Origin of the sequence: Tamilnaduibacter salinus, assembly GCF_003096655.1 — a bacterium.
Classification (GTDB): Bacteria; Pseudomonadota; Gammaproteobacteria; order Pseudomonadales; family Oleiphilaceae; genus Tamilnaduibacter; species Tamilnaduibacter salinus.
Window position 1 is genome coordinate 1 of sequence record NZ_QEKQ01000003.1, and the last position, 26083, is coordinate 26083.

The 26083-nt window shown below is 61.0% G+C and carries 19 protein-coding genes; 11 read left to right on the forward strand and 8 right to left on the reverse strand.

Features of this window, described 5'->3' with window-relative positions:
* Positions 1-70: 70 nt before the first annotated feature.
* The 6 genes from C8D92_RS05070 to C8D92_RS05090 all read right to left on the reverse strand — a co-directional run bounded on the left by C8D92_RS05070 (position 71) and on the right by C8D92_RS05090 (position 6606).
* Positions 71-934, reverse strand: a complete 864-nt coding sequence (locus C8D92_RS05070) for a YaaC family protein (protein WP_116918630.1) — start codon at positions 932-934, stop codon at positions 71-73.
* Positions 935-1008: 74 nt separating this feature from the next.
* Positions 1009-1899 (reverse strand): DUF4238 domain-containing protein, encoded by an 891-nt coding sequence (locus C8D92_RS05075; RefSeq protein ID WP_116918631.1) that lies wholly within the window; start codon positions 1897-1899, stop codon positions 1009-1011.
* A gap of 420 nt (positions 1900-2319) precedes the next feature.
* Positions 2320-2916 carry a hypothetical protein gene (locus tag C8D92_RS15575; protein WP_133243105.1) on the reverse strand — a complete coding sequence of 199 codons (597 nt, stop codon included), beginning with the start codon at positions 2914-2916 and terminating at the stop codon, positions 2320-2322.
* A 530-nt stretch (positions 2917-3446) separates the two neighbouring features.
* Positions 3447-4505 carry an ATP-binding cassette domain-containing protein gene (locus tag C8D92_RS05080; protein WP_095611355.1) on the reverse strand — a complete coding sequence of 353 codons (1059 nt, stop codon included), beginning with the start codon at positions 4503-4505 and terminating at the stop codon, positions 3447-3449.
* A 12-nt stretch (positions 4506-4517) separates the two neighbouring features.
* On the reverse strand, positions 4518-5552 hold the full coding sequence (locus C8D92_RS05085; RefSeq protein ID WP_095611354.1) for an ABC transporter permease: 1035 nt from the start codon (positions 5550-5552) through the stop codon (positions 4518-4520).
* 88 nt (positions 5553-5640) lie between these two features.
* A complete protein-coding gene (locus tag C8D92_RS05090) occupies positions 5641-6606 on the reverse strand; it encodes an ABC transporter substrate-binding protein (protein ID WP_095611353.1) in 966 nt (321 codons plus the stop codon).
* A gap of 358 nt (positions 6607-6964) precedes the next feature.
* Here C8D92_RS05090 and C8D92_RS05095 point away from each other — a divergent pair, with 358 nt between their 5' ends.
* Positions 6965-9316 (forward strand): helicase-related protein, encoded by a 2352-nt coding sequence (locus C8D92_RS05095; protein ID WP_116918632.1) that lies wholly within the window; start codon positions 6965-6967, stop codon positions 9314-9316.
* Positions 9317-9506: 190 nt separating this feature from the next.
* Here the strand turns inward: C8D92_RS05095 and purT are convergent, their stop codons facing one another.
* Complete coding sequence (gene purT, locus C8D92_RS05100; RefSeq protein WP_116918633.1) at positions 9507-10688, reverse strand: formate-dependent phosphoribosylglycinamide formyltransferase; 1182 nt, start codon at positions 10686-10688, stop codon at positions 9507-9509.
* A 179-nt stretch (positions 10689-10867) separates the two neighbouring features.
* Between purT and C8D92_RS05105 the strand changes: the two genes are divergently transcribed.
* Positions 10868-11563, forward strand: coding sequence for a hypothetical protein (locus C8D92_RS05105; protein WP_116918634.1), 696 nt, complete (start codon positions 10868-10870; stop codon positions 11561-11563).
* Positions 11564-11734: 171 nt separating this feature from the next.
* On the opposite strand, the gene C8D92_RS05110 is transcribed toward C8D92_RS05105, so the two are convergent.
* Positions 11735-14389 (reverse strand): nitrate reductase, encoded by a 2655-nt coding sequence (locus C8D92_RS05110; protein ID WP_116918635.1) that lies wholly within the window; start codon positions 14387-14389, stop codon positions 11735-11737.
* A 341-nt stretch (positions 14390-14730) separates the two neighbouring features.
* On the opposite strand from C8D92_RS05110, the gene C8D92_RS05115 reads away from it, so the two are divergent.
* The 9 genes from C8D92_RS05115 (at position 14731) to C8D92_RS05155 (ending at position 25875) form a co-directional block, all read left to right on the forward strand.
* A complete protein-coding gene (locus C8D92_RS05115; RefSeq protein ID WP_116918636.1) occupies positions 14731-15336 on the forward strand; it encodes an ANTAR domain-containing response regulator in 606 nt (201 codons plus the stop codon).
* Complete coding sequence (locus C8D92_RS05120) at positions 15336-16448, forward strand: CmpA/NrtA family ABC transporter substrate-binding protein (RefSeq protein WP_116918637.1); 1113 nt, start codon at positions 15336-15338, stop codon at positions 16446-16448. The genes C8D92_RS05115 and C8D92_RS05120 overlap by 1 nt, the downstream gene beginning before the upstream one ends.
* 234 nt (positions 16449-16682) lie before the next feature.
* A complete protein-coding gene (locus C8D92_RS05125; protein ID WP_116918638.1) occupies positions 16683-18035 on the forward strand; it encodes a CmpA/NrtA family ABC transporter substrate-binding protein in 1353 nt (450 codons plus the stop codon).
* A gap of 48 nt (positions 18036-18083) precedes the next feature.
* The gene (locus C8D92_RS05130; RefSeq protein ID WP_409456187.1) at positions 18084-19031 is read left to right on the forward strand and encodes an ABC transporter permease; all 948 of its coding nucleotides are present in this window, start codon (positions 18084-18086) and stop codon (positions 19029-19031) included.
* Positions 19032-19043: 12 nt separating this feature from the next.
* Positions 19044-19907 (forward strand): ABC transporter ATP-binding protein, encoded by an 864-nt coding sequence (locus C8D92_RS05135; protein ID WP_116918639.1) that lies wholly within the window; start codon positions 19044-19046, stop codon positions 19905-19907.
* A 243-nt stretch (positions 19908-20150) separates the two neighbouring features.
* Entirely contained in the window at positions 20151-21362 is a 1212-nt protein-coding gene (locus C8D92_RS05140) for an NAD(P)/FAD-dependent oxidoreductase (protein ID WP_116918640.1), read from the forward strand.
* 14 nt (positions 21363-21376) lie between these two features.
* Positions 21377-23887, forward strand: a complete 2511-nt coding sequence (nirB, locus tag C8D92_RS05145; protein WP_116918641.1) for a nitrite reductase large subunit NirB — start codon at positions 21377-21379, stop codon at positions 23885-23887.
* Positions 23888-24052: 165 nt separating this feature from the next.
* Positions 24053-24421, forward strand: a complete 369-nt coding sequence (gene nirD / locus C8D92_RS05150; protein ID WP_116918642.1) for a nitrite reductase small subunit NirD — start codon at positions 24053-24055, stop codon at positions 24419-24421.
* Between the two features lie 77 nt (positions 24422-24498).
* On the forward strand, positions 24499-25875 hold the full coding sequence (locus C8D92_RS05155; protein ID WP_116918643.1) for a WS/DGAT/MGAT family O-acyltransferase: 1377 nt from the start codon (positions 24499-24501) through the stop codon (positions 25873-25875).
* Positions 25876-26083: the final 208 nt, after the last annotated feature.

Sequence of the window (26083 nt, forward strand, 5' to 3'; positions counted from 1 at the left end):
GATGAACAAATAGACTGGGGATTTATCGCTGAAATCGGCTCATCTCCGGATAGAGACCGGGAATCGGTGTTCAAGCCCGGTTATTCAGAGGTTCCCTAATCAGATCTTCAAGCCTGTCACTTGGGCGACCGGTGTAATCGAGGGGTTGCGACTGCTCAAATTTAAGGAGGAGACGGTCATCTTTCACTTCGCTAGATTTAACGTTGTGAAAAGCACCAGCTAAACCTCCTTCCTCCAAAAGTCGCTTCCTGCTGATGCCAAAGCGAGTCAAATCATCTGCGTAAAAATTGAGCACCAGACAAATCTTCTTCTCACCGGCATCCTGCATGAAGTCAATTCTCTCAATTTCGACAAACCGCTCTTGGCACGAATGAGCGGACGCCCATAGGCGATGGCCTTGTAGAATTTGAGGATGAATATTTTTTAAATCGAAAACTTTCTCTCTATTTGGAAGCCCAGCACCCATAAAAGCTGTTTTGAAATCATCGAAAATATTTACCTGACTTCCTCTAGACCGAAACGCCTTCAAGAATGAGTCATCAAATTCTTGTCCATTCGGATGAACACCTTCCTGTATACCGTGCTGCGCTTTTCCGTATTCAAACTTTACCTCTTTGAAAAGCACAAATGCCTTCACTAGATTCAGTAATGCGTAATAGACAAGAAGAGGCTTTGATGAAACTTCATGTGCAGACTGATAGGCCCGATAAAAGTCTTCTGCCTGCTCGACAAACGAGTTGGCTTGATGTTTGGCATTGTCGTCCTCTATCTCCGTTAAGGCACCCCGAATAACAGACCATGGGTTGGTAGCAAATACTCTTGTCTGGAGACCAAAACGTCTTTCACCTTTGACTACTGGGTGACGAGTGTACGAGGTGGGCCTTTGTTTTACTTGAAGTATATTTCCGTCTCGCTGGGGTCTAACGTTAGACATTCAGTCCTCTTTTATTCGTATAACGCTTGGTTCAGGTGCGCTGTAAGCGTCACCTGAAACCATTTGTTATGTTTCTACTGGCTTAGTGCTTTCAGTATATATTGCTGAATATATTCCTGGCTGCTATCAGCTAAAGCCCATCCCAAATGATCCTCTACGAAAGGTGAAAAACTATCATTGTGCGCATAGGCTGCGCTTGCTTTCGCGATAGTTAGAAGGTTAATCATTTTGATCTGCTCATTCTTTGGGAGCATCTTGAAAACTTTAGCAAATTCATTTTTTGAATAAACAAGGGCTTTTCTTGGGTTTACAGCTACAGCGAATAACACGTCCCTATTATAGTGCCCCATTCGAAATGTTGGATAGTCACTTGTAATCAGGCAGTCCGCATCAAAATCAAATTCTTCAACGTTAGCGTTTAAAAGTCCATGATGAAATGGCTCAGACTGAAATGATGTTATCTCGTTTATAACAAATAACGCAAAAGCCATTACACCTTTTGACGGTGATTCGCCAATATAACTAAAAACCTCATTTACAGATTTACTTGATCCATTATTCATCGAATTCTTAATTATTTGAAACTCTTCATCTGTCGGAGCCATTAAATCAAGAATAGCGGGATTCCTTGCTTCTAAGCACGTAAGATAAAATGCAAGGTCTTTTTTAGTTTTTTCTGGGATTTTCGAGTAATGTAAAGATCGCGCAGAATTTAATGCCTTATAACCGACCTCGTCTAGTTTTGGTGTTACGTGTGTTGATTCAATTTCAAAGGCGCCATCAGGCAATACAATCTCGTAGAGATTCTTCGCGTTTGCAGAATGCTTGATGGAAGCTTCTTTAGTTTCTAGTTTACCTGTATGTGAGATTCTTCTATAACGACATAATTTTTTAGAGTTTCTTCCTATTGCCCATGCTGAAAGAAAGTGTTGTGGTACAAAATGATGATTTACTGGTTTATTCATAGAATGGTTCTTGATGTATGGTGAAACATAACGCTAAAACTTTGCGGCAATTTTGGAACCGCAAAGCGGTGGAAAAATTGTCCGGCAACAGTGCATTGTTATGCGCTGTCGACAGGAGCACCACAATTCATACATCTTTCTGGGATCGACAAGGCGCTGATAAAGCTGAAAGAAACCCCGTAATGCCCACTGCATACTTTGCACTTCATACCAGTGATGTAGTGGACCCATCCCAGACCAAAAACTAAAGCTAAGATGGGAACCATGACGAAAATTGGCCAAACGACCTGAAAATACTCGCAAAGCATGATCACTAGTAGCTGCGGAGCGATTACTAAAGGAGCTAGACCGAAAGCCACCGAAAAACTTCTAAGTCGAATATTCATGATTACGCATAACGCTTGCAGCAGGGGCGCGACGTCAGGAGCGTCCCTTGCCTGCATTTGTTATGAATTTTTTGTATTCCCGCCAAAGATTGCGCCGCCACTTCCAACTAACCTTTACTTTCACTGGTTTCCCAATGCTGGTGTCCACATAGAGGTTAAACGTCATTATCCGATAAAACGCTACTAGTGCATTATCAGCGAATAGAAACTCTTCTCTTTGTTTCAGCTCCGCAAAGAAATCTGAAGGATGAAATATCAGGACTTGCTCCCCATCTGATAGTTGCTTTGGAAGCTTTGAGCACATATGGCTGACGCGGCGATCAAGATATGGAAAGGTCCAGAAGTTCAGCTTTCCTGTGAAGGGATATTTTCTGTACCTCCAGTGGTAATTTGTCACGCTTACTTGGCGTGGGCCTACATTGACGCATGAAAGCGTGTAAACGAAAAAATTCAAAACCTGGGGATCATCTTGTGGAATTACCCCCGAGGAGAGAGTTGCTCTGAGTTGAACCTTACGATCTCTGACGGACAACCACAGAGCGACACCTGAAATCACCACAGTACCAACAGCCGAAAGCCATGGAGCAAAACTATTGATGAACAACCATGTGTCTTTGCACTCAGGTGTCACTCAGAGCTCCCATTCATAACAGCTGATTAGATCGCGTTCTTCGATATTGAATAAACGTGACGTCCACATAACTCCGCTTTCTGACGGATGGTTTCCGAGCGAAAAACCACGCAATAGCAACACCTTAGCGCAGTTTCTGGCCGCCCGCCATGTAATAGCGTGACCTCTCGTTTTCGCGCTCTCAATACGACTGTATAGACGGGCTGACCTCGGATGGTACGGTGGCTACACTCCGGCCCGGCATTGAACGGATAATCGAACGCACACTGGTGCCGGTCGTTCCAATGGCTCGACGCGGGCTCTGGGGCAGCTTTTTCAGCAGGAAAGGCGGACGACCCACGGCCCGACTGTTTCGCCGGGTCTGGTCCCGAATCCAGCTGGCGATCGGGGAGCCTGTGTGGGCCGATCAGGCGAGCGCGGCTCGCCTCGAAGCGTCTGTACTGGCGCTTCGCGGTGAACACCTTTGACAAGGGGTGAGTCGGAGGGACGAGCGGGAGTTCATCGCTCCCGCCCAAACCGGCCCTCTGGCCTCAGAGGGTCTGGTCCCGTTCTTCCGAAGCAGCCGTTGGCACGAGAGCCTTGGCCAGATCCTTCATATGGAGTGTGCCGACGGGGTCGCCGTCGCCGCCGATAACACGGTAGTCCAGATTGGTATCGCCCTCGGAACGGCTGAGGACTGACTCCAGGTTCTCGTCTTCCGTGATGTCCCCGGCGTAGTGATCCCCCTCCGGCATCTGCGGATCCATGACCGACCGGACCCGGAGCACGCGGGCCCGGTTGATGTCGGAAATGAAGTCCACGATGTACGGGTCGTTCGGGTTGAGCAGGATGTCCTGCGGGTCGCCCTGCTGAACCACGCCGCCCTCCTTCAGGATGACCAGATGATCCGCCAGCTTCAGGGCCTCATCCAGATCGTGCGTGATGAACACGATCGTCTTCTTCAGCTCTTCCTGAAGCTGCAGCAGAAGATCCTGCATGTCCGAGCGGATCAGTGGATCCAGAGCCGAGAAGGCCTCATCCATCAGCATGATCGGCGCATTCGAGACCAGCGCGCGGGCGATCCCCACACGCTGCTGCATGCCGCCGGACAGCTGGTGGGGGAATTGGTTTTCGTTCCCCTTCAGGCCGACGCGATCCAGCCAGTACAGTGCCTCTTTTTCGTAGTCACGAGTGGTGAAACCACGCACGTCCATGGACATGCCCGCGTTCTCCAGCACCGTTCGGTGCGGCAGTAGCGCGAACTTCTGAAACACCATCGACATGCCTTCCTGGCGCAGTCGGCGGAGTTCGTTCTCATCCTTTTTCAGGACGTTTTCCCCGTCCACGATGATCTTCCCCGCCGTGGGCTCAATCAGCCGGTTCAGGTGGCGGATCAGCGTGGATTTGCCGGAGCCGGACAACCCCATGATGACGGTGATTTCACCCTCTTTCATGTCAACGTTGATGTCCTGGAGACCGAGCACATGGTTGTACGTCTCCAACAACTCCGGCTTACCCATGCCGTTGTACACCTGCTTCAGGGCCAGCTGCGGCGTCTCGCCGAATATCTTGTACAGATGTTTGATCGAGATCTTGACGTTCTCTGACACGATGTTTCCTCCCTACTGCGACTGGGCGGCGTTGATCCGCGCCAGAGATGCTTTGGTCACCCGATCGAGAATGACGGCCAGAATCACGATACCGAGACCGGAAACCAGACCAACGCCCAGTTCCAGATTGCGGATACCGCGCAGTACCAGCACGCCCAGACCCGGTGCGGAAACCAGGGAGGCGATCACCACCATCGCCAGACTCATCATGATCGTCTGGTTCACACCCGCCATGATGTTGGGCAGGGCCAGCGGAATCTGTACCTTGTACAGCTTCTGCCGGGGCGTCATACCAAACGCGTCCGCCGCCTCGATCACGTCCTTGTCCACCAGCCGGATGCCCAGGTTGGTCAGACGGATGACCGGCACGATCGCGTAGAGAATGATCGCAATGCCGTAGAGCTTCGATTCGGTCACGCTGAACAGGAAGATCAGCGGAATCAGGTACACGAATGGCGGCAACGTCTGAAGCATATCCAGAACCGGTATCGTCATGCGCTGCATGAGATCACTTCGGGACATGGCAATGCCAATGGGCACGCCAACGAGCACACAGATCAGGGCGCAGACAAAGATGATTGAGAGTGTCTGCATCGCATAGGAATAGTGGTCGATGAAGGCCAGCAGGAAAATGCTGCCCGCAACGAAGCCGACCAGTTTCCAGGACTTGGTCACAACGAACACAACCGCCAGCAGGATGGGAATGATGATCCACCAGGGCGTGTTGAGCATTCCATAGAGCGCCCCGTCCAGAAACCAGCTCAACGGCTGGGTGATCGGGTCGAGGACGACGCTCAGCGTGTCTTTGATCGCCAGAAAGCCCTGCTCGAGGCCACGGGTCAGGTCCCGTGACTGGGGAAACGCCGGGCAGGCTTTGTTGAGGGCGTCCATTGAGGGAAACGGCAGCTCCCAGAGGCTGGTTTCCGTGGCCTCCTCGCCTTTGGTTTTGGACAGCAGCTGTGCCATTGATGTGGGCGCGCTGCTTTGGCTCGAGCCGCACCATTCCTTGAGGCCGAGCGTGGAGAAAACAAAATCGTAGGTTGCCATGGGTGATCGTCCCGCGGACAGAACCGCCAGATGAATGGGTGTCTGAAACAATCCGGGCGGGGAAGTCCCCGCCCGGCGTTGGCTTTGATCAGTTCAACAGGCTTGAGAGATTCTCGCGGGCAGAATCGTTCAGCCACTCGGACCAGACGTCCGGGTTGTTCTGAATGAAGTGCACAGCTGTTTCTTCACCGGACGCGCTGTTGTTGCTCTTCCAGGCCAGCAGGGCACTCATCTGATCCGTGCCGAAGTGCAGCTTGCTCATCATTTCAGCCACTTCCGGCTCACGATCGCGGAAATCGGTCGTGACGGCCGTCAGGACCGGCGCTGCCGGGAAATCAGACACGCCCGGGTTTTCAGAATCCTGGTTCTGGTTGTTTTCATGGGCTTCCTTGTCGTAGCCACCCATGTCGATCTTGGTCATGTCGTATTTGCCCAGCGGAACGGTCGGTGCCCAGTAGTAGCCGAACCAGGGCTCTTCGTTCTCAACGGCGCTTGCCATGGAGGACGCCAACGTCTCGCCAGAGCCGTGGTTGAACACCTCGATACCGGAGCTTTCCAGATCCAGGGCACGGATCAGGTTGTCACTGACCACACGGCAACCCCAGCCGTCCGGGCAGTTGTTGAAACGAGCGCCAACGAGCTCAGGGTTGTTCATGACGCCTTCAATGGTTTTCAGTTCCGGATGCTCCTCAGCCAGGTAGGTAGGAATCCACCAGCCTTCGACGCCGCCCGGGCGAAGAACCTTGCCAAGCTCTTCAATCTTGCCCTGACTCTTCAGTCGCTCGTAGACCTCGCCGGTGGAGTTGACCCATAGCTCAGTCACAATATCCGGCTCGCCATTCTCGGCGACCGAGGTGACCGCCGGAACCGTATCGGACGGCACAACCGACACCTCACAGCCGTAGCCCTGTTCCATGAGGAACTTGGCCACGCCGGTGACGACTTCGTTGGAAGCCCAGTTCATCTCAGTGATGGAGACCTCACCGCAGTCGGCCTGAGCCATTGTCGGGAGTGCAGCTGCACAGAGCACAGCCGCTTTCGTCAGCTTACGCATGGTTTTCGTCCTTCTGGTTGCTTTTGGTTTTTCCTGAGGAAACAGATAGAGAGGACAGGCAAGACCCGGGCCAGATACGAGCACCCGGGTCCTGAACGTGCACGATCAGGTTGGAAGCTACGTCAATGGATCGCTGTTGGTTTGATCGTTTCAAATCGACATTGCCAGTTACCATTTCTTCATCAGATTAAATCTTATTGGCTCAGATGCAAATCAGTTTGCATCGTTTTGCAGCGCGTAACTGACGGTGAAACGAGCTCCCGTGCCGCCATGGAGCGGCATCCGGGGCGGTGGCATTGTCGCACGCCGGACCGGTATCATCCGCTGGCCAGAGGCCACAACATCAACAGATTGCATCATGGCAACGCACGACACCCTTCCCATCGAGACGCTGCGAGACGACGTCCAGCACGCCCTGAGGCTGGGGCATGTTGTGGTGTCCGCTGCAACGGGCTCCGGTAAGTCCACCCGTTTGCCCGTGTGGGCATCCCGCGAGCATGGTCCGGTACTGGTGGTGGAGCCCCGCCGGGTCGCCTGCACCGCGCTCGCCGGGTTCGTGGCAAAGAGCGAGGGGGAGTCGCTCGGCGAGGGCGTCGGTTATGCGATCCGATTCGATCAGGCCTTTACGCCGGACACTCGCATCCTTTTCGTAACACCGGGCATCGCCCTGCGCTGGTTCCGGGATGGCGATCTGGCACGCTTCGGGACGGTGATCCTGGATGAGTTCCACGAGCGGCGCTGGGATACCGACCTGCTGCTCGCCATGCTCCAGAAGCAGGGTCGCCAGCGGCTGGTTGTGACCTCAGCAACCCTCGACGGTCCGCGACTGGCGGACTATCTGGAAGCGCCGCTACTGACGTCGGAAGGGCGTGGCTTCCCGGTCTCAGTCGGCTACCAGTCCCGGGACGACCGCCAGATGCCGTCGCTGCGGGATCTGCCCCACAGAGCGTCGGACGCGGTGCACCGGGCCCTGTCGACAGACGACGGCGACGTGCTGGTCTTCATGCCCGGCCGCCGGGAAATACAGCAGACGGTGTCGGCGCTGCAGTCGGTGGACGCGGATGTCATCGCGATGCACGCCAATGCCCCGCCAGAGGACCAGAAGCGGGCGCTGAATGTCGGTCAGCGCCGGCGGGTGATCGTCTCGACCAATGTGGCGGAAACGTCCCTGACCATCCCGGGCGTAACGTGGGTCATCGATTCGGGCCTCGAACGTCGCACCCATCAGCGCAACGGGCGGACCGTTCTGTCGCTGGCCCCCATTTCCCAGGCCAATGCCGACCAGCGCAAGGGCCGTGCCGGGCGGACGGCCCCCGGACAGGCCATCCGCCTCTGGGGAGAACGGGCACCGTTGGAGGCGCTGACCCGTCCGGAGATCCAGCGCGAGGAACTCACTGACCTGGTGCTCGCCGCCGCCTGTGGCGGGTATGCCATCGGGTCACTCCGGTTCGCCGATGCGTTGCCCGACCACACGCTGACACAGGCCCGGGATCAGCTGCACCAGCTCGGCGCACTGGATGATGAGGACCGGACAACCGAGCGGGGCCGCGCCCTGTTCTCGCTGCCGGTCGATACCTTCTTCGCGCACCTGATCATCGCCATGCCGGACGAAGCCGGCCGGGGATTCATTGTGGATCTCGCGGCCGCCCTCAGCGCCCACCGTCGCCCCCTGCGATTGCCCCGGAGCGAAGACGGCCGCAAGGCACTCAACGAGTGGCAGGCCGAGCCCTGCGACGCCACGACGCTGGTCGCGGCGATCCGGAGCAAACCGCCCTCGGAGACCCAGCCCCACGCGGCGGCACGTGACGAAGCCCGGAAACTGGCGCGGCAAATGCGCCGAATTCTGGCCCTGCCGGACCTGCCATCAGGCGTCGACGAGCCGGTCGGAACCATCCTGCGTCACGCCGTGCGGGCACGCCCGGATGCCGTTTTCGTTCGGCGGGAGAAACACCAGCGCCGCGAGGCGATGGGCAATGGTCGGGAGGAGTGCTGGATCGGCGATGACAGCCGCTTCAGTGGCGATGCCGAAGCGGCACTGGTCTTCGACAGCCACAGCATTCCCGGCAAGGGCACCCGACAGACCATCACCCTCGCCACCTGCCTGGCGCCGGTTCCGCTGGAAGCACTGGTGGAGACGGGGCTTGCGGAAGCCGAATCCGGCCCGATGGAATGGGAAGACGATACCCCGTGGGTCACACGTCAGTGGCGGTATGCCGATCGCATCATCCACACCGAACAGACGCAGCCAGAAGGCGAGGCCGCACGCGAGGTCCTGGCCCGGCTCATCCTGAACGGCAACGTACTACCACCCGCCGGGGAGCGCCTGAACGACGACATCGCCGCCTGGGCGCTCTATGTCGGACTCGGCCATGGCAAGGGTGAGGTCCCGGAACCGTTCGACTGGCTTGTCGACGCCCTGGCGACACTCGGTGTGGAATCACTGGACGACCGGGCACTGCTGGAAGCGGACGATCTGCGGTTCAACGGCGTGCCGGAATGGGAGCGCCCGTGGCTGGATGACAAGTACCCCCGCACCGTACGCCTGGCCGACCTGAAAATGCGCATCCACTACCGGGTGGCCGCCAAACAGGTGATCGCCGAATACATGAGCGGAAACCGAAAGGGCGACCCCAAGCGCTGGGAGCTGCCCGTCTGGTCCGGATGGACGGTCAAATACAGGAAGGCCAGTCGGGTTGTGGATATCCGATAAGCCGCACGGAAACGCCCTTCTGGTGACAAAGAAGAGGTGTGAGGGTTTTAAGGTTTTAACGTCTGAAAGTCTGAAAGTCTGAAAGTCTGAAAGTCTGAAAGGGGATACTGATGCCCGAAACTGGAGGGATCATCTTTAAGACTTTAAAACCTTAAAACTTTCTAAGCTTTCCGCGCCCCTCAGCGTTTTCTCAGAGCGTCACACTCACCTTCCGCTTGGCCCGAACGCCCTTCTCAACGGCTTCATCCGTGCTTTCACCCCGCGCCAGGATCACGCCCATCCGGCGCTCACCGGAGACCTCCGGCTTGCCGAACAGGCGCAGGTCGGTATCCGGCTCTTCAAGTACGCGATGGAGATCGTTGAACGTCACCTGATCGGACTCGCCCTCCACCAGCAGGGCCACCGACGCGCTGGGAGCATACTGACGGATCGTCGGGATGGGCAGATCCAGGATCGCGCGCGCGTGCAGCTCGAATTCCGACAGGTTCTGGGAGATCAGTGTCACAAGACCGGTGTCATGCGGCCGTGGGGAGACCTCACTGAACCAGACCGTATCGCCTTTGACGAACAGCTCCACACCAAAAATACCGCGACCGCCCAGCGCCCGGGTCACCGCCTCGGCAATACGTTGGGACTCGGCCAGGGCCGCCTCACTCATGGCCTGCGGCTGCCAGGACTCGCGGTAGTCGCCGCCCTCCTGGCGATGGCCGATTGGGGCACAGAAGCTGACGCCATCGCGATGCTGGACGGTGAGCAGCGTGATCTCATAATCGAATTCGATCAGACCCTCAACGATCACCCGCCCCTTGCCGGCCCGGCCACCGGACTGGGCATACTCCCATGCCGGCTGGATGTCGGCCTCAGTGCGCACCAGGCTCTGCCCCTTGCCGGATGAGGACATCACCGGTTTGACGACACAGGGCAGACCGATGGCCTCGACAGCCGCGCGATAGTCCGCGTCGGTTTGCGCAAACCGATAGGGCGATGTGGGCAGATTCAGCTCTTCGGCCGCGAGACGGCGAATGCCTTCGCGATTCATCGTCAGCCAGGCCGCCCGGGCTGTCGGCACCACCCGGTACCCCTCTTTCTCGAGCGCCAGCAGCGTGTCGGTGGCAATGGCCTCCACTTCCGGCACGATCAGATCGGGCTGTTCGGATTCGACGACAGACCGCAGTGCCTCGCCATCGAGCATGCTGAACACATGGTGACGATGCGCCACCTGCATGGCCGGGGCGTTGTCATAGCGATCCGCGGCGATGGTTTCGCAACCGAGGCGTTGCAGGGCAATGGTGACTTCCTTGCCCAGCTCGCCGCTACCGAGCAGCAGCACGCGAGAGGCGGAAGCGGAAAGCGGGGTGCCAATCGTGGTCATGGTCGGAACCTGCGTGTCGGGAAAACTCCGCTTACCCTATCGGTCGTGCGCTGGCCGCGCCAGTCCCAACCGGCCAAAGCGCGTCACTATGGCCCTAGCCCAGCAACGACAGTGCGCTCTGAAACAGGGCCTTCGTCGCAACGGTTCCGATCCGGCCCAAGGGTGGTAAAATCTGGGGGATGACTGCTCCCCAGACCAGCCAGGCCCTCGCCCGCCTGATGTGCGAGGCCACCGAAACCGTCCTATGGCGCCCCGCCCGCGACTGGATTCAATACCGGGAGCCGGGCAGCGAGCTGACCTGCCGGATCGGTTCCGGACAGGCCACCTATCACCAGTTCGACCCCCGGAGCCGGCGGCATCAGATCACCTTTGGTCGCAAAATGGTTGCGGCCACGTTCGATTCGGTCGATTGCCAGCCCTGGCTCTCTACCCGCGAAATCCGCCGCCGGCACTATTTCCGGGGCGATGTATCCACCCTGCATCTGCTGGCCCACACCTGCTGCCACGAGTTCGCGCACCTGCTCCAGCATGTGTCGAACGGCCGCCAGCGGGGGTCGGTCCACAACACCACCTTCTACCGCATCCTGGACGAGCTGCATGCCAGCGGCGGTAGCGAGGGCGTGAAGGATTGTCTGCTGGAGCGTGCCCGGGCGGCGGACCTTGATCTGCCCACCGAACCGATGACGCTGCCCACTTTGGAAGCACCGCCGGCCCCGGCGTTCGAGGTGGGCGACACCGTGCGCTTCCCGCTGAAGGACAGTGAGCGGAAAGGGCGGGTGATCCGGGTGAACCGAAAGACCTGCACGGTGGAGGGTACCGGGCGCTGGCGCCGGTATCGGTACCGCGTGCCGCCGTCGCTGCTCAGCAAGCTCTGAGACATCGGGTCGCGGAATCAATGTCGCCGAACATTCAAAGGGTGTTGTAAAGGGATGTCACGGTCGCATTTGACGTCAGGGACGACCAAGTGCCCGTGGTTGAGGGTGGAGATCGGTCGCCCTGACGGGCGACTCCGAAGTCGGAGACATCGGCTACATTATTCAAACAACCTACCCGGTCTCCGCCACCAGAAACGCTTTCAGCTCCGGAATACAGGAGCCGCAGTTGGTGCCACACTTGAGCGTCTGCCCAAGGCCCTCGACCGACTCAATCCCGTCGGCCACGGCGGCTTCGATCTGCTTCTCACCCACCTGGAAGCAGCTGCACACCACCGGCCCGGTGTCCGGCAGGGAAACGTCCCGCGCCGCCAGCAGTGACCGACGTTCCTCCTCGGTCAGTCGTTCACGGGTGAAGCACTCCGCCAGCCAATCCAGCGCCGGGAAGTCACCATTCGCCGGTTCAACCAACAGGACGCCCATCAAACGCCCCTCGTGGAAACGGGCCGCACGGTAGCGCCCGCAGGCGGGATCGCTCATTGCAACCTGCGGCTCGCCGCCCAGCCAGCGGCCCACTTCGCTGTCCCAGTCGACGGCATGTTCACCGGCAAGCCACCAGCTGTCGCATCCGGGCAGAGGCACCCTTGACCAGTGCTCGGCGTGCCATCGGCGCGAGGCGTTGGTTCGGCAAAGCAATCGGGCTTCCCATTGCGTCGCCACGGGCGCCATCGTCGCCATGCCGTGCTTGGATTCGGGCTGCCCGGACACCGGGTCCACCACCGGGGCAATGAGGCTTGAGGCCAGTGCCTCACTGGCGAACTGCTGGTTCCAGTGGATCGGCACAAACACCTCGCCGGGGCGCTGCTGATCGGAACGCCGCACCCGCCCGACGAAGGCGCCATGCGGACCACTCAACCGGGCCAGAGCACCCTCCTCAACCCCAAATCGCAGCAGATCCGCCGGATGGACCTCGATAAACGGCTCGGCCCGATGCTGCCACAGACGGGGGGCCCGTCCGGTCCGGGTCATGGTGTGCCACTGATCGCGCAGCCGGCCACTGTTGACCACCAACGGCCAGTCGTCATCCGGGTGCTGCACCGGTCCTTCCGGGGTCACCGCGATCAGCTGTGCCCGGCCGTTGTCCGTCGCGAAACGCCCGTCGGCAAACAGTCGGCCGGTACCCGACGCAGCGGCTGGCGTCACCGGCCATTGCACCGGTGCCAGTTGGTCGTAGTCGTCGTTCGTCAGATCCATCAGTCCGCTCAGACAGAGAGGACGGGTGCTACCGTCCTGGTTGCCTTCGGCGGTCAGGGCCGCGTGCTCGCGGAAGACATCGGCCGGGCATTCGTAGCCAAACGCCCGCTCATGGCCAAGCGCCCGGCCCACGGCGCTGATAATCCACCAGTCCGGACGCGCCTCGCCCGTCGGCGGCAGGAAAGCCCGCTGGCGTGAGATCCGTCTCTCCGAGTTGGTCACCGTGCCGTCCTTCTCTCCCCAGCCTGTCGCCGGCAGCAGGATATCGGCATACGCGGTCGTGTCGGTATTGGCGATGCAGTCGGAGACAATGACCGTCGGACAACGGCGTAGCGCCTCTCGCACCCGTTCGCTGTCGGGCAGGCTGACGGCCGGGTTGGTGGCCATGATCCACAGCACCTGGATGTCGCCACGCAACACCGCATCAAACAGATCCACCGCCTTGTGGCCCGGCCCATCCGCCAGCTCGGTGACGCCCCAGAACCGGGCCACCCGGGCGATGTGGTCGGGGCGCCCATAGTCCATGTGGGCGGCCAGCGTGTTCGCCAGACCACCCACTTCACGGCCGCCCATGGCGTTGGGCTGGCCGGTCACGGAGAACGGCGTCGCACCGGCACGACCAATACGCCCGGTGGCCAGATGACAGTTGATAATGGCATTGCCCTTGTCCGTGCCATTGGCCGCCTGATTCACCCCCTGTGAGAACACAGTCACCGTCCGGTCCGTGGCGGCAAACCAGTCGAAGAAGCGGGTGACATCCTCCGGGAGCAGATCACAGGCCTGGGCGACAGAGGCCTCATCCGGAGCGGATTGGCCCGCAGCGGCCAGCGCCGACTCCGACCCGTCGCAGTGCGCATCGAGATAGGCCTGATCGAGCACACCGCGGCGTTCGAGCGCCGCCAGCAGCCCATTGAACAGATGCGTGTCGGTGCCCGGGCGCAGGGACAGGTGCAGATCCGCCAGCTCGGATGTCGCGGTCCGGCGTGGATCAATGACCACCACCCGCCGGCCATCCCGATGAGCCGCCTTCATGCGCTGATAGAGAATGGGGTGGTTCCAGGCGGTGTTACTGCCCACCAGCACCAGCAGATCCGCCAGCTCCAGATCCTCATAGCAGCCGGGGACCGCGTCCGCGCCAAACGCCCGCTTATGAGCAGCGACGGCGGAGGACATACAGAGTCGGGAGTTGGTGTCCACGTGCGGCGTGCGGATATAGCCTTTGGCGAGCTTGTTGGCGACGTAGTAGTCCTCCGTCAGCAACTGGCCCGACAGGTACAGGCCGACCGACTCCGGACCATGGGAAGCCGTGCTCTGGCGAATCGCGTCGCTGACGCGCGACAGGGCCGTCTCCCAGCTCACCGCCTGGCCATTGACCATCGGGCGGGTGAGACGGCCCTCTGCGCCCAGCGTTTCGTGAAGGCTGGCGCCTTTGACACACAGCCGTCCGGCGTTGGCCGGGTGGTCCGGATCACCGGTGACCGACGGGCCGTCACCATTGTCCGCAGCGAGCACGCCACACCCCACGCCGCAGTAGGGGCAGGTGGTTCGACAGGATGCACTCAGAGCCTCATTCACGGGCGATCCTCCATAAAAAAACGCCCGCAACCGTGGCCTGCCAGGAGGCGGTCACGGAGACGGGCGTCTTTGCCATCGTTGTGTTACGTCGCGATCTGCCAGTCCTCAAGCAATTACAGGGCCATGCGCCATATCAGGCCAACGACGGTCCTTGAGACGGGCCCATGATCACCAAATCAGTGCAGCGCGCGCCATTACGGGTCACGGATCCACGTGAGGTCGCACTGGGCGATCATCCGCTGGCCTCGCCAAACGCCTGTGCCGACAAGTGCCTGCCAGTCGGACGATGGCCTGGCAGACATCTTGCTCACCGCCCGGGAGGAACACGACGAGGACACACTATGGATACGCTTCGAGTACTCCTGATTGATGAAGATCCCGAACGGGCCAGCATGGTCCGCGACGCCCTGGCCGCCGAAGGCCACGAAGTCATTCGCCACCGCCCGGATGCCCAGGGCCTGACCGCCGCCGTCCATCGCGACGAGCCGGACATGGTCATTATCGACATGGATCTGCCCGATCGGGACACCCTGGAAAACATGAGCACCCTGAACGATCACGCGCCGCGCCCGATCGTGTTCTTTGCGCAGGCACAGAGCGACCGGGACACCATTCAGGCCGCCGTGCGGGCCGGTGTCAGCGCCTATGTGGCGGACGGCGTCCAGCCGGATCGGGTCCGTAGCATCGTCGATACGGCCGTCGCCCGGTTCGAAGCCTTCCAGTCGCTGCGGGAAGAACTGAACGAGACGCGCACCGCGCTGGCGGAAAGAAAGCAGGTCGAGCGCGCCAAGGGACTGATCATGAAACACGAGAACTGCGACGAGGACACCGCCTATCGCATCCTGCGCAAGACCGCCATGGATCAGAGTGCCCGGGTTGGCGAAATCGCCCAGCGGGTCATCGAACTGCTGGCGCCGGAGGAACGCGCTGTCCGGGACGCGTCCTGATGACCGCCTCCATCACCTCACTGCACCAGCAGGGCGGTTTCCGGGTCCGCCTCGGTTTTGTGCCACTGCTGGACAGCGCCCCGCTGATCGTGGCGCTGGAACAGGGGTATTTCCGGGAAGAAGGCCTGCAGGTCGAGCTCACCCGCGAGGCCTCCTGGGCGTCCCTGCGCGACAAGGTGAGTTTCGGACTCCTGGACGGCGCCCACATGCTCGCCCCCATGCCCATTGCCATGTCCCTGGCGGTGGACCGACCGGCCATGCCGGTCGTCAGCAGTCTGGTCCTCAGCCACAACGGCAATGGCATCACTCTGTCCACGTCACTGGTTCGGGCCCTCAATGATCGCGGAGCCCACCAAGACGATCCTCTCGGCTCTGCCCGCGCACTGCTGGCCATCGCGCGTGAACGACAGTGGCCAATCCGGCTGGCCTCGGTCGCCCCCTGGTCCTGCCACGATCTCCAATTGCGGGACTGGATCGAGAGCGCCGGCCCGGACGCCGCCGATCACATCCAGATCGTCCCGGTATCACCCCCGCAGATGGCCGATGCTTTTCGAGCCCATGCCATTGAGGGCTGTTGCGTGGGTGAACCCTGGAATTCCTTACTGGAGCAGGCTGGCCTGGGCGCCATCTATCACTCGGGCCATCAGATCTGGCCGGACTCGCCGGAGAAAGTCCTGGGGATGCGGGCCGACTGGACCGAACAGAACCCGGCGGTCCATGGGCCCCTGATCCGTGCGCTGACGCGCGCCGCCGGATGGATCAATGCGCCCGGGCATCGCGAACCGTTGCGCGAGAGCATGGCCGCCCCGCACTACCTCGGAGAGGAACTGTTGGCCATGGATGACGAGGCGTGTCCACTGTTTCACCCCCGTCTGCGCCAGTCCTTCCCGGCCCGCCCACACGGGCAGCCGAATCTGGTCGATATGGGTCGCATCGCGAACCGGCTCGCGCACTGGCATGAGCTGGAGGCCATCAGTCTGTCGACATTGGGTGACATCTTCCAACCGGAGCACTATCAGTTTGCCATGCGACACCATGATGAATCCGTTCGCCCGGAAGAAGATCCATTGCACACGGTCGGTGCAGATCCCTCCCAGAACGCCCCCGAATGAGTCGGGGCAGCGTCTTCACAAACAGGCAATAAAGCCTCAACCGATTGTTTTTAAAGCATTTAATAAAACTGGCACGCCCCCTGCTACCCTCTGAGAGACGGGCATCACCCCTGTCACCTCAACATACTCTGTTCGCAACAGGCATTGGCGCCTGTCACTGACCGGCCTCTCAGGGGGCCGGTCAGGGCAGGCGCTTTTTTATGCCTGACGACCCGCACCTAGGGAGAGAGCACCATGGCATTACGACACTGGTTTACGGCGCTGTTGATGACGCCCGTCATCGCCACGGGCCAGCCCATCGGACCGGCCGAGCAACCGGACCTGAAAATCGGCTTCATCAAACTGACGGACATGGCGCCGCTGGCGGTTGCCTGGGAGCAGGGCTTCTTCATGGACGAAGGACTGTTTGTGGAACTGGAAGCCCAGGCCAACTGGAAAGTCCTGCTGGATCGTGTCATCACCGGTGAGCTGGATGGCGCCCACATGCTGGCGGGACAGCCGCTGGGTGCCACCATCGGCTATGGCACCAAAGCCGACGTCATCACCGCTTTCAGCATGGACCTGAACGGCAACGGCATCACCGTTTCCAACCGGGTCTGGGAACAGATGGCCCCGCAGATTCCGGACAACGCCAACGGTAACCCACAGCACCCGATCAGCGCCGACACCCTCAAACCGGTGGTGGAAGCCGCTCGTGACGATGGCGAGCGATTTCGGATGGGCATGGTCTTCCCGGTATCCACCCACAACTACGAGCTGCGCTACTGGCTCGCCGCCGGCGGTCTGAACCCCGGCTACTACGCGCCCCACAAGGGCGACACCAGTGGCACGATCGAGGCGAATGTCCACCTGTCCGTCACTCCGCCGCCTCAGATGCCCTCCACCATGGAAGCGGGGACTATCCAGGGGTATTGCGTGGGCGAGCCCTGGAACCAGCAGGCCGTGTTCAAGGGCATCGGCGTGCCGGTGATCACCGATTACGAAATCTGGCCCAACAACCCGGAGAAGGTCTATGGCGTGACCCGTCAGTGGGCGGAAGAGAACCCCAACACCCACCTGCGTCTGCTCCGGGCCATGCTGCGCGCCGCCCACTGGCTCGACAAGAACGACAACGCCAACCGCGAGGAAGCTGCAAAACTGCTGGCCCGCCCGAACTATGTCGGCGCGGATGAAGAAGTGATCGCCAACTCCATGACCGGCACCTTTGAGTACGAGCAGGGCGATGTGCGCGAGGTTCCGGACTTCAACGTGTTCTTCCGGGATTACGCCACCTACCCGTATCCGTCGGATGCCATCTGGTACCTCTCACAGATGCGTCGCTGGGGGCAGATCGCCGAACCCAAATCCGACCAGTGGTACATGGAGACCGCGAAAAAGGTCTACCGCGCGGACATCTATGAGAAAGCCGCGAAGTCACTGATCGCCGACGGCACCCTGCCCGCCAGCGCCTTCCCGGATATGGACAAGGACAATATCGTCCGCCCGCGCCAGGGCGAACTGATCGACGGTGTGCCGTTTACGCCCAAATCACCCAATGCCTACATCGACCGGTTTGAGATCGGCCTCAAAGGCGACACGACCCTGTAACCAGGAGGGAGAGCCATCATGAGCACCCTGACACCCACCATGACCCTGATGGCCCGGCTGCGCGAACGGCTGCCGGGCCGTTCCGGCCGCGACCTCATGCAGGCGCTGACCCTGCCGGTCGTGGGCATCGTCCTGTTCCTGATGTGCTGGCAGTTGGTGGCTCCACGCATCGACACCTCACTCGGCCAGTTCCCCAGTCCGGGGCAGGTCTGGCACCAGGCCGGTCAGCTCTGGCAGGAACACCAGAACGAGCGACAGCGGGCCGAGCGCTATATCGAAATGCAGGAGGCGCGCAACCAGCGGATTCTCGCGGACAACCCCGACGCCGAGGTGAAGATCCGGGACTACCCCGGGGCCCCCACCTTCATTGACCAGATTGGCACCAGCCTGATCACGGTGCTGGCCGGCTTTCTGCTGGCTTCGGTCATCGCGATCCCGCTGGGGATACTGATTGGCCTGAACCGGCATTTTGCGGCCGCCGCGAATCCGTTGATCCAGATCTTCAAGCCCGTCTCACCCCTGGCGTGGCTACCACTGGTGACCATGGTCGTGTCGGCCGTGTATGTGAGCGAGGATCCACTGTTTGAGAAGGCGTTCATCACCTCGATGATCACCGTCACTCTCTGCAGCCTCTGGCCAACGCTGATCAACACCAGCACCGGAGTATCCAGCGTCGATCCCGATCTGGTCAACGTCTCCCGCGTGCTGCGGCTGCCGTTCCTGACCCACACCCGCAAGGTCGTGCTCCCGGCCGCCGTGCCACAGATCTTCACCGGACTGCGCGTCTCGCTGGGGATCGCCTGGATGGTGCTGATCGCCGCTGAAATGCTGGCCCAGAATCCCGGCCTCGGCAAATTCGTCTGGGACGAATTCCAGAACGGCAGCAGTGACTCGCTGAGCCGCATCATGGTGGCTGTGCTCGCCATCGGCTTCATCGGCTATCTGCTCGATCGCATCATGCTGCTGTTGCAGCGCCAGGTCGCCTGGAACGAATAACGGAGGTCCGTCATGACCAAACATCACCTGGAACTGAGCGGCGTCGAGATGAGCTTTGACACCCCCAATGGGCCGTTCAAGGCACTCGACAACATTCACCTGCACATCGAACGGGGCGAGTTCGTCTCGCTGATCGGCCACTCCGGCTGTGGAAAGTCCACCGTGCTCAATGTGGTCGCCGGCCTGCTACAGGCCACCCGCGGCGGATGCGTGCTGGACGGGCGGGAGGTCAACGCGCCTGGCCCTGAGCGTGCGGTGGTATTCCAGAACCACTCGCTCATGCCCTGGCTGACGGTTTTCGAGAACGTCGCGCTGGCGGTCCGGCAGGTGTTTCGCAAGCGCATGGGCAAACGGGAAATGACCGACTGGGTCCACCACAACCTGGAGCTGGTGAACATGACTCACGCCGCCAACAAGCGTCCCGGGGAAATCTCCGGCGGCATGGCCCAGCGGGTGGGGATTGCCCGCGCGCTGGCAATGCAACCCAGCGTCCTGTTGATGGACGAGCCATTCGGTGCCCTGGACGCCCTGACCCGGGCCCATCTGCAGGACACGCTGATGGGCATCCAGCAGGAACTCAACAGCACCGTGATCATGATCACCCACGATGTGGACGAGGCGGTTCTGCTCTCCGATCGCATCGTGATGATGACCAACGGCCCCGCCGCGACCATCGGCGAGATCGTCGACATTGATCTGGCACGCCCGCGCGACCGGGTTGTGCTGGCAGACCATCCGGATTATGTGCATTATCGCCAGCGGGTCCTGCGTTTCCTGTACGAGAAACAGGTGTTCCCGTCCGAGCACGCTCCGCAGACACCCCCCGAATCATCCGAGCGGGAGACAGCCACCGACGTCTTGGCCGAGGAAATCTGACCTCTACCGGTGCGAAGCGCCCCGATTCGGTGCAGAGTAACCGCTGGGCGACTCTGTAACTCACTGATTCTTAGGGGCGTTCAATCTGGCACAGATCTCGCTCTGTCCACTATGGGTGATACGGTTCACCGGTCACCCAAACACATTGTTGTTGGCATTGTCGCCGGACTCTCTTCCTGCATTCCGTCATTATCGACGGTATCAGGGAGAGACTCCGGCTTTTTTCGTTGAACGGGGCATCCCATGAAGACACGCAGACTTCTGGTGATTGGACACGGCATGGTGGCCCAGCGCCTGCTTGAGACGCTGGTCGCGTCCGCCGACTGCCCCTATGATCGCATCGACGTGGTCAGTGCCGAGTCGGTCCCGGCCTATAACCGCATCCTGCTGTCGTCGGTACTCGCCGGCGACGCCAGTCTCGATGGCATCACCCTGAAACCGGACGACTGGTTCCGGACCAGCGGTATTCACCGCCACGCCGGCGATCCGGTCAGCGTCATTGACCCGGCGGGAAAAACCGCGACCACCGCGTCCGGCCAGACCCTCGTCTGGGACGATCTGGTGATCGCGACCGGCTCACGGGCCAGCCGGCTCAACCTGCCCGGTGAGGATCTGGCGGGCGTCTACACGTTCCGGGACATCGACGACACCGAACAACTGGTCGCGTTGAGCCAGCATCACCGGCGTGCGGTCGTGATCGGCGGCGGTTTCCTGGGGCTGGAAGCCGCCGAGGGGCTACGACAACGCGGTATGGCGGTCACCGTGGTGCACCGTAACCCGTGGCTGCTCAATCGCCAACTCGACCCCACCGCCAGCGGCCTGCTCCATCAGGCGCTGCGGCACCGGGGCATGAGCCTGGAAACCGGCCAATCCCCCACGGCGATTCTGGGCGGACGCCGGGCCAGGGCGGTTCAGTTCGCCGACGACACGGTGATCAGCACCGACCTGGTGGTGATCGCCACCGGCATCACGCCCAACCGCGAACTGGGCGCGGACGCCGGACTGGCCTGTGACCGCGGCATCCTCGTGGACGACCGCCTCCGCACCAGCCACCCGGACGTCTATGCGCTCGGCGAGTGCTGCCAGCTCGGCCAGGACACGTTTGGACTGGTCGAGCCCGGCTATCAGCAGGCCGATGCCCTCGCTCGTCATCTGTGTGGCGCGGACGCCCGTTTCCAGCCCGGCGATGTGGCCACCCGACTCAAGATCAGCGGCATCCCGATTTTCTCCTGTGGTCTCAACCAGCCGGACGAGGACACCGAGTCCATCGTCTGGCACGACCGGGACACCGACCGGTACTGCCACCTGCTGCTGCGGGCGAACCGACTGGCTGGCGCGGTGCTCTATGGCGAGACCCGGGACGGTCCCTGGTACCACGACCAGCTCACCCAACAGAACGACCTGACGTCCATCCGTCAGCAACTGGCATTCGGCGCCGCTCACTGCGACGTCTGAGAGGGAGACACACCATGGCTCAGAAACAACTCATCGTGATCGGCAACGGCATGGTTGGCCACCACTTCCTGGAGCAGTTCATGGCCACACCGGCCGCCAGCGACTGGCAGGTCACTGTGTTTGGCGAAGAACCGCACCTGGCCTATGACCGGGTCCACCTGTCGGAATACTTCAACGGCTCGTCCCACGCGGATCTGGCCATGGCCACGCGGGCGGACTACGACCAGTGGGGGCTGGACTTCCACCCCGGCGAGCCGGTCACCCGCATCGGCCGGGACGGACAGCGCGTTGTCACGGATCAGGGGGCATACGACTACGATGCCCTGGTCCTGGCGACCGGTTCCTATCCGTTCGTGCCGCCCATCGATGGGCACGATCAGGATCACTGCCTGGTCTACCGGACGCTCGAAGACCTTGACGCCATTCGCGCCAGCGCCCAGGGGGCACGCACGGGCGTCGTGGTTGGCGGTGGGCTGCTGGGACTGGAAGCCGCCAACGCCCTCAAGAGTCTGGGGCTGGAATCCCACGTCGTGGAATTCGCACCGCGCCTGATGCCCGTCCAGCTCGACGCCGATGGCGGCGCCCTGCTCAAACGCAAGATCGAGGCGCTGGGCGTTCAGGTCCACACCGAAAAAGCCACCACGGCCATCGTGCCGGGGGACGAGGCGCGCCTGAGGATGAATTTCAGCGACGAGTCCCACCTGGACACGGACCTGATCGTCTTCTCAGCCGGCATTCGTCCGCAGGACAAGCTCGCCCGGGACTGCGGCCTGGGAATCGGCGAGCGCGGCGGGATCGTGATTGACGACACCTGCACCACCTCCGATCCAACCATTTTCGCGATCGGGGAATGCGCGCTCTGGAACCAGACGATCTACGGCCTGGTCGCCCCCGGTTACACCATGGCCCGGACGGTCGCCGGGCGGCTGAATCAGGACGAGGACGCGGCCTTCACCGGCGCCGACATGAGCACCAAGCTCAAGCTGCTGGGGGTGGATGTGGGCTCCATCGGCGACGCCCACGCCGCCACACCGGGTGCCCGCAACATCCGGTTCAACGACGAGCAGGGCGGCACCTACGGCCGGCTGGTCATCAGTGAGGATGGCAAGACACTGCTCGGTGCCATTCTGGTCGGCGACAACGGCCCGTATGACACGCTGTTGCAGTACGCCCTCAACGAAATCGAACTGCCGGACCACCCGGAAGCCCTGATTCTGCCCGAGAGTGAGGGCGGCGCGCCGGCGCTGGGTCCGGACGCCCTGCCGGACACGGCGGGCATCTGCTCCTGCCACAACGTCACCAAAGGCGATGTCTGTGGTGCCATCGATGCCGGCTGCGAGGATCTGGCCGCGGTGAAGACCGAGACGAAAGCCAGCACCGGCTGTGGTGGCTGCGTCGGCCTGCTCAAGAATGTGGTCGAATCGGAGCTGGAAAAACGCGGCGTGGAGGTGAACCGCGACCTGTGCGAGCACTTCCCTCACACCCGCCAGGAGCTGTTCCATCTGGTCCGGGTCAATGGCATCCGCACCTTCCACACGCTGATCAACCAGTACGGCCGGGGGGATGGCTGTGACATCTGCAAACCCGCCGTGGCCTCCATTCTGGCGAGCTGCTGGAATGAGCACATCATGGCCACCGACCATGTGCCGTTGCAGGACACCAATGACACCTTCATGGCCAACATGCAGAAGAACGGCACCTATTCCATTGTCCCCCGGGTACCGGGCGGTGAGATCACCCCGGAGAAGCTGATCGTGCTGGGTGAGGTGGCCAAGGAGTACGACCTCTACACCAAGATCACCGGGGGCCAGCGCGTGGACCTGTTCGGCGCCACCCTGAGCCAGTTGCCTGAGATCTGGGAAAAACTGATCGACGCCGGCTTCGAGACCGGACACGCCTACGGCAAGTCCATGCGTACCGTGAAGTCCTGCGTGGGCAATACCTGGTGCCGCTACGGCGTACAGGACAGCACCAACATGGCCATCCGGCTGGAGGAGCGCTACAAGGGCCTGCGTTCACCCCACAAGCTCAAGTTCGCGGTCTCCGGCTGCACCCGGGAGTGCGCCGAGGCCCAGAGCAAGGACATCGGGGTGATCGCCACCGAGGCCGGCTGGAACCTCTACGTCTGTGGCAATGGCGGCATGCGCCCGCGCCATGCGGACCTGTTCGCTACGGACCTGGACGACGAACAGCTCATCCGGACCATCGACCGGCTGCTGATATTCTATATCCGCACCGCCGACCGGCTGCAACGCACCAGCGTCTGGATGGAGAACCTCGAGGGCGGTCTGGACTACCTCAAGGAGGTGGTGCTGGAGGACAGCCTGGGCATCGGCGATGAACTGGAGGAACACATGCAAGGCATCGTCGACACCTATCAGTGCGAGTGGAAAGCCGCTGTCGAGGACCCGGAGAAGCGCAAGCGTTTCCGCGAGTTCGTCAACGACGACCGCAAGGACCCGGTCCAGCACTGGACCACCGAGCGCGGCCAGCGCCGGCCGGCGGATGAAACCGAGGTGGCCTGAACCACGGGGGCGCCGCCCATGGCGGGGAGCCCCTTCACAGACCCTCTGATGCCTGGACGGCATCAGTGGAGCGTACATGGACGTACTTGCAGCGCGTCTGTGAAGGGGCTCCCCGCCATGGGCTCGATCCAACCCCGTCCCAGCGACGACACAGGATGAACGAGCATGAGCCAATCAAACCAGTGGCAGACTATCTGCCAGACCAGCGACCTGATTCCCCATTCCGGCATTGCCGCCTGGACCGAGCGCGGCCCCGTGGCCATCTTCTGGCGCCCGGGCTGCGAACCGGAGCTGAGCGCCATCGGCCATTTCGATCCCATCGCCAGGGCCGATGTGCTTGCCCGGGGCATCGTGGGGGACGTCGACGGCGAACCGGTGGTCGCCTCACCGCTCTACAAGCAGCATTTCAGCCTGCGCACGGGTGAGTGTCTGGAGGAGGAGGCCCGGGTGCCGGTATTCCCGGTTCGTACCGAAGGCAACCAGGTGCAGCTGTCCCTTCGGGACAGCGCATCGGAATCCGCCAGCGCCGCCTGACGGGCGCTTTCCCCATTATCCATTTACTGCAACACTGACGACCGTCCCCCAACAACCACAACAAGGATGCGTCGTCTGTGAAAGCCATCAGCCCTGCTGACCAGTTGTTTCTGTGGCTGGAAAAGCGCCAGCAACCCATGCACGTCGGAGGCCTCCTGCTCTTTTCCTTTCCGGAAGAGGCGCCGGATGATTACGTTGCACAGCTCGCCAGCCAACTCCGGGAAGAGCGCCGAGTCTCCCAGCCGTTCAACCAAAGACTGGTGACGCGCTTCGGGCAGCCCTACTGGGACGAAGACCGGCATCTGGACCTGGAGCATCACTTCCGGTTCGAGGCCCTGCCGACGCCCGGGCGAATTCGTGAACTGTTGGCGTTCGTCTCAGCCGAACATGGCCATCTGATGGACCGGCAACGCCCGCTCTGGGAGTTCCACCTGGTTGAGGGGCTCCGGGACCGCCAGTTTGCCGTCTACGCCAAAGTGCACCACTCACTGGTGGATGGCGTCTCGGCGATGAAGATGCTGCAGCAGATGGTGTCCGAATCGCCGGAAGAGCGGCAGCAGGCACCATTCTGGGCGCTGCCGGAGCGTCGCCGACGCAGCACTGACCAATCTCGGTCCTCCGTGGTGCAGGCCATGGGTCGGCTGCTGGGCGAGTCCGGCAAACAGCTCGGCACCATCCCGACCGTCGCACGGGAGCTGATGAAAACCATCAACGAAGCCCGCAAGCACCCGGACTACGACTCGATGTTTCACGCGCCCCAGTGCCTGCTGAACCAGACGATCACCGGCTCGCGCCGCTTTGCCGCCCAGTCGTTCAGCCTGACTCGCATCCAGGCGCTGGCCGACACCTACCACGCCACCGTCAATGACATCGTCACCGCGATGTCCGCCAGCGCCCTGCGCACATACCTGATGAATCAGGACGGCCTGCCCGATCAGTCACTGATCGCGATGATTCCCATGTCGCTCCACAACCGGTCCGGTGGCGGTGATGCGGGCAACCAGGTGGGGATGATCCTGGCCTCGCTGGGCACCCATCTGGCGGACCCGGTCCAGCGGCTGGGCCATATCCGCGAGTCGATCCAGACCGCCAAGGACCGCTACGCCAGCATGTCCTCCGAGGAGATCATCAACTACACCGCACTGACGCTGGCACCGGCCGGATTCCATCTGCTGACGGGCATGGCCCCCAAATGGCAGACCTTCAACGTAGTGATTTCCAACGTACCCGGCCCGAAACAGCCCGGCTACTGGAATGGCGCGAAACTGGAGGGCATGTACCCCGTCTCGATCGCCATGGACAGGATGGCCCTGAACATGACCCTCACCAGCTACTGCGACCAGGTCGAGTTCGGTCTGATTGGCTGCCGGCGCACGCTGCCAAGCCTGCAGCGGATGCTGGATCATCTGGAGGACGGGCTGGCTGAACTGGAACAGGCGGCGGGGATTCAGTGATCTGCCACGGAAAGACACGGAAAGCACGGAAAAAAGGCTTTAAGATCTTAACGTCTGCACGTTTTAAGGCCGATGCTGCGGGAAGGAGAGAGTGACAAGTGGCAAGTCACAAGCGCGGGCAAGCGCTGTCTTGGCACTTTTTCAACGACTCGATTGGGCCCGAATGTACTTGCTACTTGCAACTTTCTCATTCTCGCCCGCAGGGCGT

What these genes read in the sequence shown, in the direction of transcription:
- C8D92_RS05070 (WP_116918630.1), bottom strand. Translation starts at nt 934, where the DNA reads ATGTCTAACGTTAGACCCCAGCGAGACGGAAATATACTTCAAGTAAAA.
- C8D92_RS05075 (WP_116918631.1), bottom strand. Translation starts at nt 1,899, where the DNA reads ATGAATAAACCAGTAAATCATCATTTTGTACCACAACACTTTCTTTCA.
- C8D92_RS05085 (WP_095611354.1), bottom strand. Translation starts at nt 5,552, where the DNA reads ATGGCAACCTACGATTTTGTTTTCTCCACGCTCGGCCTCAAGGAATGG.
- C8D92_RS05090 (WP_095611353.1), bottom strand. Translation starts at nt 6,606, where the DNA reads ATGCGTAAGCTGACGAAAGCGGCTGTGCTCTGTGCAGCTGCACTCCCG.
- C8D92_RS05095 (WP_116918632.1), top strand. Translation starts at nt 6,965, where the DNA reads ATGGCAACGCACGACACCCTTCCCATCGAGACGCTGCGAGACGACGTC.
- purT (WP_116918633.1), bottom strand. Translation starts at nt 10,688, where the DNA reads ATGACCACGATTGGCACCCCGCTTTCCGCTTCCGCCTCTCGCGTGCTG.
- C8D92_RS05105 (WP_116918634.1), top strand. Translation starts at nt 10,868, where the DNA reads ATGACTGCTCCCCAGACCAGCCAGGCCCTCGCCCGCCTGATGTGCGAG.
- C8D92_RS05115 (WP_116918636.1), top strand. Translation starts at nt 14,731, where the DNA reads ATGGATACGCTTCGAGTACTCCTGATTGATGAAGATCCCGAACGGGCC.
- C8D92_RS05120 (WP_116918637.1), top strand. Translation starts at nt 15,336, where the DNA reads ATGACCGCCTCCATCACCTCACTGCACCAGCAGGGCGGTTTCCGGGTC.
- C8D92_RS05125 (WP_116918638.1), top strand. Translation starts at nt 16,683, where the DNA reads ATGGCATTACGACACTGGTTTACGGCGCTGTTGATGACGCCCGTCATC.
- C8D92_RS05130 (WP_409456187.1), top strand. Translation starts at nt 18,084, where the DNA reads ATGGCCCGGCTGCGCGAACGGCTGCCGGGCCGTTCCGGCCGCGACCTC.
- C8D92_RS05135 (WP_116918639.1), top strand. Translation starts at nt 19,044, where the DNA reads ATGACCAAACATCACCTGGAACTGAGCGGCGTCGAGATGAGCTTTGAC.
- C8D92_RS05140 (WP_116918640.1), top strand. Translation starts at nt 20,151, where the DNA reads ATGAAGACACGCAGACTTCTGGTGATTGGACACGGCATGGTGGCCCAG.
- nirB (WP_116918641.1), top strand. Translation starts at nt 21,377, where the DNA reads ATGGCTCAGAAACAACTCATCGTGATCGGCAACGGCATGGTTGGCCAC.
- nirD (WP_116918642.1), top strand. Translation starts at nt 24,053, where the DNA reads ATGAGCCAATCAAACCAGTGGCAGACTATCTGCCAGACCAGCGACCTG.